General features: G+C 67.0%; 10 protein-coding genes and 1 tRNA gene. 3 read left to right on the plus strand and 8 right to left on the minus strand.

Annotated features, from left to right (window positions below; all coding sequences use genetic code 11):
• Positions 1–109: 109 nt before the first annotated feature.
• The 7 genes from HW532_RS18280 to HW532_RS18310 all read right to left on the minus strand — a co-directional run bounded on the left by HW532_RS18280 (position 110) and on the right by HW532_RS18310 (position 8,063).
• Entirely contained in the window at positions 110–1,255 is a 1,146-nt protein-coding gene (locus HW532_RS18280; protein ID WP_213161836.1) for an iron-containing alcohol dehydrogenase, read from the minus strand.
• Positions 1,252–2,634 (minus strand): aldehyde dehydrogenase family protein, encoded by a 1,383-nt coding sequence (locus HW532_RS18285; protein ID WP_213161837.1) that lies wholly within the window; start codon positions 2,632–2,634, stop codon positions 1,252–1,254. The genes HW532_RS18280 and HW532_RS18285 overlap by 4 nt, the downstream gene beginning before the upstream one ends.
• A 59-nt stretch (positions 2,635–2,693) precedes the next feature.
• Entirely contained in the window at positions 2,694–4,055 is a 1,362-nt protein-coding gene (locus tag HW532_RS18290) for a glutamine synthetase family protein (protein WP_213161838.1), read from the minus strand.
• A gap of 95 nt (positions 4,056–4,150) precedes the next feature.
• On the minus strand, positions 4,151–5,194 hold the full coding sequence (locus HW532_RS18295) for a TRAP transporter substrate-binding protein (RefSeq protein WP_213161839.1): 1,044 nt from the start codon (positions 5,192–5,194) through the stop codon (positions 4,151–4,153).
• 61 nt (positions 5,195–5,255) lie between these two features.
• A complete protein-coding gene (locus HW532_RS18300; protein ID WP_213161840.1) occupies positions 5,256–6,581 on the minus strand; it encodes a TRAP transporter large permease in 1,326 nt (441 codons plus the stop codon).
• Positions 6,581–7,234, minus strand: a complete 654-nt coding sequence (locus tag HW532_RS18305) for a TRAP transporter small permease subunit (protein WP_213161841.1) — start codon at positions 7,232–7,234, stop codon at positions 6,581–6,583. Before HW532_RS18305 ends, HW532_RS18300 begins: the two co-directional genes overlap by 1 nt.
• Positions 7,227–8,063: an N-formylglutamate amidohydrolase gene (locus HW532_RS18310; RefSeq protein ID WP_213161842.1), complete on the minus strand. Its 837-nt coding sequence runs from the start codon at positions 8,061–8,063 to the stop codon at positions 7,227–7,229. The genes HW532_RS18305 and HW532_RS18310 overlap by 8 nt, the downstream gene beginning before the upstream one ends.
• Before the next feature lie 199 nt (positions 8,064–8,262).
• On the opposite strand from HW532_RS18310, the gene HW532_RS18315 reads away from it, so the two are divergent.
• On the plus strand, positions 8,263–9,135 hold the full coding sequence (locus tag HW532_RS18315; protein ID WP_343068633.1) for a MurR/RpiR family transcriptional regulator: 873 nt from the start codon (positions 8,263–8,265) through the stop codon (positions 9,133–9,135).
• A gap of 209 nt (positions 9,136–9,344) precedes the next feature.
• Here the strand turns inward: HW532_RS18315 and HW532_RS18320 are convergent.
• Positions 9,345–9,418 (minus strand) — tRNA-Gln (locus HW532_RS18320).
• 315 nt (positions 9,419–9,733) lie between these two features.
• Between HW532_RS18320 and HW532_RS18325 the strand changes: the two genes are divergently transcribed.
• Entirely contained in the window at positions 9,734–10,600 is an 867-nt protein-coding gene (locus HW532_RS18325; protein ID WP_213161843.1) for a hypothetical protein, read from the plus strand.
• Positions 10,601–11,069: 469 nt separating this feature from the next.
• The gene (locus HW532_RS18330; protein ID WP_213161844.1) at positions 11,070–11,852 is read left to right on the plus strand and encodes an SH3 domain-containing protein; all 783 of its coding nucleotides are present in this window, start codon (positions 11,070–11,072) and stop codon (positions 11,850–11,852) included.
• Positions 11,853–11,974 lie beyond the last annotated feature (122 nt).

Here is an 11,974-nt window from a genome sequence, read left to right on the forward strand (position 1 = left end):
CCGAAGGGGCGTGCCAGAGTGGCGCGCGACGGCGCGCACCGTCAAGCCGGGCGACGATGCGCGAACCGGGCCGGGACGATGTCGAGCGAAGGTCCGGTGCCGTCAGATGTCAGATGCACGCCTCGTAGAGGGCACGGACATTCTCCGCCGTCAGTTCGACCGGATTGCCGCCGCAGGTTGGATCCTTCAGCGCCGAGGCGATCAGCGCGTCCATCGGCGCGTCGGCAACGCCCAGCTCGCGCAGCTTGCGTGGAATGCCGAGACTGTCGTTGAACTCCTGGACGAAGGCGCGGAACCCGTCGAAGCCGCCCTCGATCCCCAGATAGGGGGCGGCGCGGTCGAAGCGGTCCGCGATCTTCGGCGCATTCAGCTCCAGCACCGCGGGCATGCACACGGCGTTGGTGGTGCCGTGGTGGGTGTTGAAATAGGCGCCGATCGGGTGGCTGAGCGCATGGATGGCGCCGAGCCCCTTCTGGAAGGCGGTGGCGCCCATGGCGGCCGCGCTCATCATGTTGGCGCGCGCCTCGATATCCCCGCCATCGGCATAGGCGCGGGGCAGGTTCTCCACGACGAGCCGCATGCCCTCCAGCGCGATGCCCTGGCTCATCGGGTGGTAGTGCGGACTGGAAAACGCCTCGACGCAGTGGGCAAAGGCGTCGAGCCCGGTGCCGGCCGTGATCGCGGGCGGCATGCCGACCGTCAGCTCCGGGTCGCAGATCACCACGGTGGGCAGGACCTTGGGGTGGAAGATGATCTTCTTCTCGTGCGTTTCGGAATTGGTGAGCACGCTGGCGCGCCCGACCTCCGAGCCCGTCCCGGCGGTGGTGGGCACGGCGACGATGGGCGCGATGGCGTCGGCGTTCGCGCGGGTCCACCAGTCGCCGATATCCTCGAAATCCCAGACGGGACGCGTCTGGCCGGCCATGAAGGCCACCATCTTGGCGAGATCCAGGCCCGAGCCGCCGCCAAAGGCGATCACGCCGTCATGGCCGCCCGCCCCGTAGGCTTCGATTCCGGCGGCCATGTTCACCTCGTTCGGGTTCGGGTCGACCTCGGCGAACAGGCCGCGGCCGAGACCCGCATCCTCCATGATGTCCAGCGTGTTCTTCGTGATCGGCAGGTCGGCGAGGCCGCGGTCGGTCACCAGCAGGGGGCGGGCCATGCCGGCCTCGGCACAGGCGGCCGGCAGCTCGGCGATGCGGCCGGCGCCGAACTTGATCGCGGTGGGGTAGGACCAGTTTCCGGTCGGGCTCATCTCGTCACCTTCTTGAGATGGTAGGATTTGGGGCGTGTGAGGTTGTGATATCCGATGACCGACAGGCTGCCGCCGCGGCCAGTGTTCTTGCACCCGGTCCAGCACAGGCCGGGATCCAGATAGTCGGCCCGGTTGAGGAAGACGGTCCCCGTCTCCACCCGGTCGCCCACCCGCTCGGCGCGTTCCAGATCGGCGGTCCACAGGCTGGCGGTCAGGCCGAACTCGCTGTTGTTCATCAGCCGCACGGCCTCGTCGTCGTCCTTCACGGGCATGATGCCGACGACCGGGCCGAAGCTCTCGTCGCGCATCACGCGCATGTCGTGGGTGACGTCGGTCAGGATCTGCGGGGTCAGATAGGCGGCGCCGTCGTCGGCCGGCATTGTCGCGATATGGGCCGTGGCGCCCATCTTCAGCGCCTCGTCGATCTGCGCGCGCACCTCCTCCGCAAAGCGGACATTGGCCATCGGGCCGATGGTGGTCGCCTCCTCCAGCGGATTGCCGAGCCTGAGCGCGCGCACCGTCTCGACGGATTTCTCCACGAAGACATCGTACAGGCTCTCATGCACATAGATGCGCTCGATGCCGCAGCAGCACTGGCCGGAATTGTAGACCGCCGCGTCGATCAGCGTGGCCACGGCGGCGTCGAGGTCGGCATCCTCCATGACATAGCCGGGATCCTTGCCGCCGAGCTCCAGTCCCATCGCGGTGAAGGTACCCGCTGCGGCGCGTTCCATGGCGCGACCGCCGCCGACCGAGCCGGTGAAGTTCACGAAGTCGAAGGCGCGCTCTCCGATCAGCGTTGCGGTCGTGTCGTGGTCGAGGAAGACGTTCTGGAAGACGTCTTCGGGAACGCCGGCGGAGTGGAAGGCGCGGGCCATGCGCTCGCCCACCAGAAGCGTCTGCGTGGCGTGCTTCAGCATCACCGTGTTACCGGCGACGAGGGCGGGCGCAACGGTGTTGATCGCCGTCATATAGGGGTAGTTCCACGGCGCCACGACGAAGACCACGCCATGGGGCACGCGCTTGATATAGCGCTTGAAGGTAGCGTCCTCGCCCACCTGAAGGTCGGCCAGCCCCTCCCGGGCAATGGCCGCCATGTGGCTGGCGCGCTCGCGGACGCCGCCGAATTCTCCGCCATAGCGCACGGGACGACCCATCATGTGCGCCAGTTCGGGCACGATCTCGTCGTTCATCGCGCCCAGCGCCTCGACGCCGGCCATGACGAGGTCGACGCGCTCGGAAAGCGGGCGCGCGGCCCAGCCGGCCTGGGCGGCACGGGCACGCGTGGCCGTGGCGCGCGCCGCGTCGGGGCTCAGCGCCTCACGTTCGGCAAAGACCGATCCGTCGATCGGCGAGATGCATCGGAGTATTCTGGTCATTCATATCCTCTTGACCGGTTCTTGGGGGGAGACGGGCCGGTGCCCGGCGCCTGCCCGGGTCATGCGCGCTCGAAGCCGCGGGCGATCTCGTAGTCCGTCACGACACGCTCGAAATCCTCGATCTCAACCTCGGCGACGCGGGCGTAATGGTCGATCACGTCGTCGCCCATCGCCGCGCGCAGCATGGCCGAATTCATCAGCGCATGCCGTGTGTCGCGCAGGTTGGTCGGGATCGCGCCGGTCTCGCCGGCATAGGCGTCGCCGCTATAGGGCGGTTCGAGCTCCAGCTTCTCCTCGATGCCCGCTATTCCCGCCGCGATCTGGGCGGCCATGGCCAGATAGGGGTTCAGGTCCGATCCGCCGATGCGGCATTCCACCCGGACCGCCTTCGTGCCGTCGCCGCACAGGCGGAAGCCGGCAGTGCGGTTGTCGACCGACCAGATGGTGCGGGTCGGCGCGAAGGTGCCCTTCACGAAGCGCTTGTAGCTGTTGACGTAGGGCGCCAGGAAATAGGTGTATTCGGAGGCGTATTTCAGAAGCCCGGCCATGTAGGTCTTCATCAGCGCCGACATGCCGAGGCTGTCCTCGGGATCGTAGAAGGCGGGCTCGCCGTCCTTCCAGAGCGACTGATGCACATGGCTCGACGAGCCGACCATGGAATGGGACCATTTGGCGAGAAAGCTGGCGGCGTGCCCCTGCGCCCAGGCGATCTCCTTCACGGCATGCTTGGCGATGGTGTGGTGGTCGGCGGTGTCCAGCGCGCCGGCATATTTGATGTTCAGCTCCTCCTGGCCGGCTTCCGCTTCGCCCTTCGAATTCTCGATCGGAATGCCCGCCGCCCGCAGATGGTTGCGGACGGGGCGCATGACGTGCTCCTCCTTGGTGGTCTGGAGGATGTGGTAGTCCTCGTTGTAGCCCGAGATCGGCGCCAGGGCCCGGTAGCCGGATTTGCGGATCTCCTCGAAGCTCTTCTCGAACAGGAAGAACTCCAGTTCGCTCGCCATCATCGCCTCGAAGCCCATCTCCTCCAGCCGGCGCAACTGGCGCTTGAGCATGGCGCGCGGCGAATGGGGGATTTCGGCGTGAGTGTGATGGTCCAGCACGTCGCACAGCACGAGAGCCGTGCCCTCGATCCACGGCACGGGGCGCAGCGTCTCGAGATCGGGCTTCATCACATAGTCGCCGTAGCCGGCCTTCCAGCTCGTCGCCGCAAAGCCCTCGGGCGTGGCCATCTCCAGATCGGTCGCCAGCAGGTAATTGCAGCAATGCGTTCCCTCCCAGGCGCTTTCCACGAAATGCTCCGCCTGGAAGCGCTTGCCCATCAGGCGTCCCTGCATGTCGACGATGCAGGCGAGCACGGTATCGATCTCACCGGAGCTTACCTTGGTCTTCAGCGTTCCGAAGGGCAGGGCGGCGGGCATGGGGCTTGGCTCCGTAGGGGTAGTAACAGGGGCGTGTCGGATGGCGCGTGCGGAAGAGGGGCCGGGCCCCGACGCGGGGCCCGGCCAGGGCGGTCCTAGACCTTGCCGTAGCGGTAGGGCCGCCCGGCCTTGCGCATATTGTCGTTGTACTGCCGGATGATCTCGACCACTTTCGCGCGGGTTTCGGAGGTCTCGGCGATCTCGTCCCAGAACTCGTGGGCGGCGGCCTCGACCTTCTCCCATTCGGCGTCGTCGATGGTGGTCAGCTTGAGGTCGGTGCCTTCGACGCGCAGGCGGGCCTCGCCGCCCCAGTACCACCACTGGCGGTGATAGTGGGAGTCGTTCATGCAGACCTGAAGCAGCATCTTCAGGCGGTCGGGCAGCTCGTTCCAGCGCTCCATATTGGCAAAGAAGTGCCCGATCCACGCACCGGAGATGTTGTTGGTCAGGAAGTAGTCTGTGACCTTCGACCAGCCGGAGGTGTAATCCTCCGTGATGCCGGACCAGGCCAGGCCGTCGAGCTCGCCCGTCTGCAGCGCCACCTCGGCGTCCTCCCACGGGATCGTCACCGGCACCACGCCGAAGCGCTGCAGGAAGCGGCCGGCGGTCGGGAAGGTGAAGATCTTGAGGCCCTTGAGATCGTCGAGGCTCTTGATCGGCTTCTTGGTGGCGAAGTTGCACGGGTCCCACGATCCCGCCGAGATGTGCTTGACGCCGACCTTCTCGTATTCCGCCTTCCAGATCTCGTCGAGGCCGTATTCCTGGAAGAGAACCGGCACGTCGAGGCTGTAGCGCAGCGCGAAGGGGAAGTAGCCGCCGAACACCGTCACCTGGGTGGGGCTGGCCATGGAGTCGTCGTCGGACTGCACCGCGTCGATGGTGCCGCTCTGCATGGCGCGGAACAGCTCTCCGGTCGGCACCAGCTGGTCGGAGGTGTAGAGCTCGATCTGCATCTCGTCGCCGGCGATCGTGTTGAACTTCTCGATCATCGGCTTGATGACCTGCTCGGCCAGCGCCGGGCCGGCATAGGTCTGCAGTCGCCACTTGATCTTGGGCTGTGCGGCCCTGACGGCGGGAGCGGCCAGCGCGGCGGCGGCGCCCGCGCCCGCAGTGGTCAGAAATTTCCGTCTGGAAGTCATCGTCCTTCTCCTCATTGAGCTCGGTCTTGCCTCGCAACGCTCCCTTTGGGAGTTCTTCTTGTTATCCGCTGTAGATGAAGGTCGGCAGCCACAGCGCGATCTCGGGGAACATCATGTTGACGGCCAGCGCCAGGATCATCACGGCCACGAAGGGGACGATCGAGCCGTAGATGTCGCGCATGCCGATTTCGGGCGGCGCCATGGCGCGCATCAGGAACAGATTGTAGCCGAAAGGCGGCGTCATGTACGCGATCTGGGTGGTGATCGTGTAGAGCACGCCGTACCAGATCAGGTTGAACCCCAGATGGTCGACCAGCGGGATGTAGAGCGGCGCCACGATCACCAGCATTGCAGTGTCGTCCAGGAACGTGCCCATGAGCAGGAAGCTGAGCTGCATCAGGATCAGGATCGTCCACGGGCTCAGCCCCAGCCGCTCGGTGAACAGGGTCTCGATGGCGTGCACCGCGCCCAGCCCGTCGAAGACGGCGCCGAACCCCATGGCCGCCATGATGATCAGCATGAACATGCAGCTGATCGCGAGCGTGGAGCGGACCGAGACCTCGAAGACCTTCCAGGTCATGCGCCGCCTCAGGACGGCGGCCAGGAACGCGGTCATCGCGCCGATGGCGGAGCTTTCGGTCAGCGACGTCCAGCCCTTCACGAAGGGGAACATCATGGCGAAGAAGATGATCAGCGGCAGGACGCCTGCGCTCAGGAGCCGCAGCTTCTCGCGTGTGGTGACGTTGGCGCGCTCCTCGCGGCTGAGCGCCGGGCCGAGCGACGGCGTGATGCGGCAGCGGATGTAGATATAGACGATGAACATCGTCGCCATCAGCAGGCCCGGGATCACGCCCGCCAGCCAGAGCTGGCCGACCGGCTGGCGCGCGATCATGGCATAGAGCACCAGCACGACGGAGGGCGGCACCAGGATGCCGAGCGACGACCCGGCCTGGATGACCCCCGTGATCATCCGCTTGTCGTAGCTTCGCTTGATCAGCTCGGGCAGGGCGATGGTGGCGCCGATGGCCATGCCTGCGACGCTCAGCCCATTCATGGCCGAGATCAGCACCATCAGCCCGATCGTGCCGATGGCCAGGCCGCCCGAGACCGGCCCCATCCAGACATGGAACATCTTGTAGAGGTCGTCGGCGATCTTCGATTCCGACAGGATGTAGCCCATGAAGATGAACATCGGCAGCGTGAGGAGCGGGTACCACTTCATCAGCTTCATCACGGCCGAGAAGGGGATGTCGGACCCGCCGGTGCCCCACAGGAGCAGTGCCGAGATCGTCGCGACGAACCCGATGGCGCCGAACACGCGCTGCCCGGTCAGCAGCATCAGCATCATCGTGGAGAACATGAAGAGCGCGATCATCTCATGCGACATCAGGCATGCTCCTTGTAGATGTCTTCCTCGTGCCCCTTGTGGGCGGGAGCATCCTTGAGGAGGTCGACGCCGCGCAGGGTGCCGACATCCTTGATGAATTCCGAAATGGCCTGCAGCAGCATCAGGAAGATGCCGCATGTGGCGATCGCCTTGACCGGCCAGAGATAGGGCCGCCATGCCGTCGGCGAGCGTTCGATGAAGCCGAGCTTCTCGCCCGCCGCCTCCGGGCCGCCGGTGAAGAAGGCGTGGAAGAAGTCGCGGAAGAAGGCGAAGGGCTGGTCCCCGAAATAGCCCAGCGAGTAGGCTGTCGAGCCCACCGCGCCATAGATCATCACGCCCAGATAGAAGATCAGGAACCAGATGGTGATCATGTCCACCCAGGCCTTCTGCCGGGTGGTCCAGTTGCTGTAGAAGAGGTCCATCCGCACATTGGCGGAGAGCTGGATGGAGTAGGGCCCGCCCAGAAGGTAGTAGGCCACCAGCGCGAACTGCGCGACCTCGAGGGTCCAGAGCGAGGGCAGGAAGAACGTCTTGGAGATCGACGACCACATCAGGACGCCGACCATGACGAACAGGAAGTACATCATGATCCGGCCGAGCCGGTAGTTCATCGCGTCCACGACGCGGACATAGCCAACCAGCACCCTAGGCATGGACGTCTCCCCCGGGGGAATCGGCGGATCGTGGCGTGTCGTCCAGCTCGGCCAGAGCCGGGCGCAGCATGGCGAGCAACTCCTCCACCATGCGGGCGCGGTCGCCGGCGTCTGCGAGCAGGTCGTTGCGGATCTCGATCATCACATTGGGCAAGCCGTGGGCGAGGCCGTGCAGGCGCAGGGAATGGGTGACCCCGTCCTGCGGGCCGTAAGGATCGTTGCGCGCGATCGCCCGGTGCGGCAGCGCGTGCGCCCGCGCCAGCATGGCGTCGGCCAGGCGCGTGTCGCTGTCGTGCAGGATGCCGATATGGGTCTTGCGCGGTTTGCCGAACCAGGTGGGCGTGAAGCTGTGCACGGTGACCAGCGTGGTTGCGCGCCGTGCGGCGCCGCGCGCGTTGATCACGTTCTCGACCGCGGCGCAGAAGGGGTTGTAGACGCTCTCTGTCCGCTCGATACGGGCCGCGATGTCGAGGTCGCGGTTGCCCGGCACCTCGATCCGCTCGGTCCGCACGGGCATGGCGCTTTCGGCCTCGGGCGGGCGGTTGCAATCATAGACCAGCCGGGAGACGCGCGCGGCCACCATCGGCGAGTTGAGCGCCCGCGCCAGACCCAGCGCGACGTCGCGCGCGCCGGGGTCCCACGCCGCGTGGCTTTCCCCTGCGCCACGGGCCAGCCCCAGCCCGCCATAGCGCTGCGGGATACGGTTGGAGGCGTGTTCGCACAGGATGAGCGCGGGCCCATCGGCGTCGCGCGCCACGATCTCGGGCGCCTCGACCTCGATCGGCTCGGCTTCTGATACCGCTTCGTCCCAACCGCTGCCGGAAATCATCGGAAGTCCCCTCGCGGGCGGCTGTGGGCCAAAACCCCATCCAACGCCCGTTCTGGAAAAATGTTTCCACACCTAAAAAATCGTGTCAATTTCTTTCCAGACATGCGGCGGCGGTCGATATGCCTTGGAGCCGTTCCGAATTTCGCTGTATGTGACGTGCCGAAGTCGGCACCGGGGAGGACAGAAAGAGGGGCGTGCCTTGCCCAAGACAATGCGCACCGTGCGCGATCTGATCCGCGCGAACTATCAGTCGCTGACCCGGTCGGAGCGCAAATTCGCGCAGGCCCTGCTGGACAATTATCCCTCCGCGGGCCTGGCCTCGATCACGGCCGCGGCGGGCAATGCGGACGTGTCGGTGCCCACGGTCGCGCGGATGGTGAACAAGCTGGGGTTCAAGGGCTATCCCCAGTTCCACCAGGCGCTGCTCCAGGAGCTGGAGGCCAAGGCGTCGGGGCCGACGCAGCGCCGCGCCAACTGGGCGTCGGAGGCGCCCGAGACGCATCACCTCAACCGCTTCGCGGAGACGGTGACGCAGAATATCGGCCAGACTTTCGCCAATATCGACACCGAGCAGTTCGACGCCGCCGCGCGCTTGCTGTCGGATACCGACGCCCATCTCTATGTCGTGGGCGGACGCATCACGCAGGCGCTGGCCGGCTATGCCTTCACCCATTTCCAGGCCGTGCGCGAGCGCGTCACGCACATGACGCCGTCATCGGCCACCTGGCCGCACTACGTGCTGGACATGGAGGAGGGCGACATCCTCATGATGTTCGATATCCGGCGCTACGAGACGAATCTGATCCGGCTGGCCGAGATCGCCGCCGACCATGGCGTGCACGTGGTGCTGATCACCGATCAGTGGGTCAGTCCGGCGGCCGAGCATGCCGAACACACCTTTACCTGCTGGGTGGAGATCCCGTCCGCATGGGACTCGAATGTCGCCACGATGATGCTGCTCGAGGCGTTGATCGCGGCCGTCCAGGAGGAATGCTGGCCACGCATCCGCGACCGCTACGAGCGGCTGGAACAGCTGTTCAACGCCACGCACCTGTTTCACAAGTCCGGATAGGGGAAACGCAGTCATCTGCGAATGAGGCTGGATGGGTGCGCGGGAACGGCCGCCCGAACCGGCCATATGTGCCTGCGCATGGCGGCTCGCGGGAACAGGAGGCGATCTGTTGTGCCGCGCTGTGTCCGCAATTGTGCGGCAGCGCTGTCGGCCTGTTCGCTTTTGTCCGGCTTGTCCGAGTGGAAAACGCAGAAATTCGCGCTTTTAAGTGGCTGGGGGAGGAGGATTCGAACCTCCACTGGCGGAGTCAGAGTCCGCTGTCCTACCGTTAGACGATCCCCCAACGGAGGGCCTCTATATCTCTAAGCTTTCTCCCGCCGTCAACCCCCGGAATGAATTCCGGCCACGGAAAGGCGGGGCCGGGCCTTTCGGGAGCTGGCGTTTCGCCTTGCCTATGTCCGCACCAACCACGGAAACTCCGGAGTTTTGCCCCGAATGCAACTCATAGTTGCCAAAATCCTGTCGTCCCGGCGTGGGATGACGCGCCGGATCGAAAGCGAAAGCCCGATGTGGAGCAAGAGAGATGTCCGGTGCCGATATGGCTGGCAGGGCGACGGCCACGCCGCGAAGGGCCGGATCGGGCGCCCGGGCGGACAGCATGGACGCCGCGACGATGGACAGGGTGGGCGCGGCGGTGCGGAACAGGCTCGCTGCAACGCCCGGCGGTTGGTCTGGCGCGGTCGTAGCGGCGTCACCAACCGCTTGCGCGCCTTCGCGGCGCGATGTCGGGGCGCGTGGCGGTCCGGCGCCGGACGATGACGATCTCGTCGCGTTCGCCGACGGTCTCGCCCGGTTGGCCATGGGGGCGGACAAGCCCCCGGAGGAGGGGCGCGTCGTATCGCTCCATCGGCTGCCCCGTCTTGGCGGGGCGGGCTGCAGGAGCGAAGGATCGCCGCCAGCGCGCCGCCGTGACCTCGTCCTCGACGACAAGCCGGTCTGGCATATCGGCGATGCGCAGGGCGGGTGGGGCCTGTGCGTCCGGGTGCGCGACGAGGCGCCTCCCGGGGACTGGCCGTTTCCCGAGGCCTCCGGTTCGCGATGGCGGGGCCGGGGACCGGGCCTCGGTCTTGGCGTGTTTGCCGCCATCGTCGTGGCGGTTGCGGCATGGGGGGTCGCTGCCCGGCTCCAGTTGCCCGACACGGCGGTGCCGCCCGGATCCGTCATTCAGGCGGGTGTCGCGGGGCCGGCCCGGGCGGCGGACGGGCCGTTCGTGACCGTCTCCCGGTTCTCTCCCGCCGTTGCCGCTCCGGCCCATGCTTCCCGGATGCCCCGGACGGGGGAGATGGTGGCCCTGCCGCGCCCCAAGCCGGTCCTCCCGGGGACGGCGGGAGCCTTCGGAGAGGGCGACGATCTCGCAGGTCCGCCGATTCCACCGCCCTTCCTGGCAGGGGATGCGGTGGTCCTGCCATCAGACAGCCGCTTTTCCGGCAACGCCATGCCGCATTCTTCGCCGACCCTGCGATGATCGAACCCATGGATCGGAACGGGAGTGGATGTCTTCGGAACGCCTTGAAGGCTCGGCAGTCGCGGATGCCGGCGGGAACGAAGAAGAGGCCCGGCGTGGCCTGAACGGCACCCGCCTGGCGCGGACCGGGCCACCCGACATCGACGTTGCGGGAAAGCTTTTGGGCAAGGGTGCCCGCATCGGGCGCCGGCGCGACGCAGGCTCGCATCATGCGGAAACAGGAACCGGGAGGGACGACCGGGAGCCGGATCGGACCGAGCCGCCGCAACGGCGGACGCCGGTGAGCGAGGCCGAACGACCGGACGGAATGGGAGCGGAGACGCCGGCGCCCGTTCCGGTTTGGCCGGACCAGACGACAGAAGAAGAGCCGCCGCAAGACCGGGCACCGGCGAGCCGCGAGGCACATCCGGATCGGATGGACGCCGAAGAGCCGGCACCCGCTCCGGCCCGCCGACGAGCGGCGCCGGCCGTGCTGTCGGCCAGCCCGGGGGCGCAGGAGCCGGTATTCGGGGGCAGGAGAGATCGCGCGCAAAGCGGCGGCCTGCCGCGGCTCGATATGGGAGCGGTGCCGGGGCGCGAGCGCATTTCCGGCGACTGGCCGGGCTTGGATGCGGCCGGCGACGGCCGGCAAAGACGCGCGCTGATGCTGCGCATGACCGTGCTCGCCATCCTTGTCGGCGTGATCGGCGGCGGTGTCGTGGTGTTCCAGCTCAGGGCGCTCGATGCGCCGCAGCCCGCGGTCGCGGTCGCAGATGCCGACCCCGCCCCGATCCTGGTGCCGAGGGCGAAGCCCGCCCCGCCTCCCGCAAGGCTCGACCCCGACGCGCTTCCGGCCCTGATCGACACGCAGCGGATGAGCGTGGTGACGAAGAGCGCCGCCCCCGTCAGGCCTGAGGAGCCGGCAGGGGCGACGATGCCCGTCGAGATGCCGTCGCCCGAGGCTGCGCTGCCCGAAGGTGCATCCTCCGGGACTGGCGAGGCGGAACCGGCGCCGCAGCAGCCGCCACCGCAGGAGACGGACGGCGCGGCAAGCCGCGCGGAGGGCGCAGCGGCGTCGCCGCAGACGCGGTCGGCACGCGTCACCACCGATGTCAACATGCGCGCGAGCCCCGTCAACGAGGCGCCCGCGCTCCTGATCGTGCCGGGCGGTGAACGTGTCGGCGTCATAGGCTGCAACCTGTGGTGCGAGGTGACCTTCGACGGCCGGAGGGGCTGGATCTTCAGGGACTTCATCGAGGGTTACGGCACCTGAACGCACATCGCGGATCGCGCGCCGTGCCAGCTTTACGGCGACGGCGAAACTGCTACACTGGCCAGCGACTTAAGGAACTCTAGGGCGGCATGGCGCCAGCCCCCTCCTCGAACGAGTTGAGG

It is taken from the genome of Kaustia mangrovi, from assembly GCF_015482775.1.
Lineage (GTDB): Bacteria > Pseudomonadota > Alphaproteobacteria > Rhizobiales > Im1 > Kaustia > Kaustia mangrovi.

What these genes read in the sequence shown, in the direction of transcription:
- HW532_RS18280 (WP_213161836.1), bottom strand. Translation starts at nt 1,255, where the DNA reads ATGAGCCCGACCGGAAACTGGTCCTACCCCACCGCGATCAAGTTCGGC.
- HW532_RS18285 (WP_213161837.1), bottom strand. Translation starts at nt 2,634, where the DNA reads ATGACCAGAATACTCCGATGCATCTCGCCGATCGACGGATCGGTCTTT.
- HW532_RS18290 (WP_213161838.1), bottom strand. Translation starts at nt 4,055, where the DNA reads ATGCCCGCCGCCCTGCCCTTCGGAACGCTGAAGACCAAGGTAAGCTCC.
- HW532_RS18295 (WP_213161839.1), bottom strand. Translation starts at nt 5,194, where the DNA reads ATGACTTCCAGACGGAAATTTCTGACCACTGCGGGCGCGGGCGCCGCC.
- HW532_RS18300 (WP_213161840.1), bottom strand. Translation starts at nt 6,581, where the DNA reads ATGTCGCATGAGATGATCGCGCTCTTCATGTTCTCCACGATGATGCTG.
- HW532_RS18305 (WP_213161841.1), bottom strand. Translation starts at nt 7,234, where the DNA reads ATGCCTAGGGTGCTGGTTGGCTATGTCCGCGTCGTGGACGCGATGAAC.
- HW532_RS18310 (WP_213161842.1), bottom strand. Translation starts at nt 8,063, where the DNA reads ATGATTTCCGGCAGCGGTTGGGACGAAGCGGTATCAGAAGCCGAGCCG.
- HW532_RS18325 (WP_213161843.1), top strand. Translation starts at nt 9,734, where the DNA reads ATGGACGCCGCGACGATGGACAGGGTGGGCGCGGCGGTGCGGAACAGG.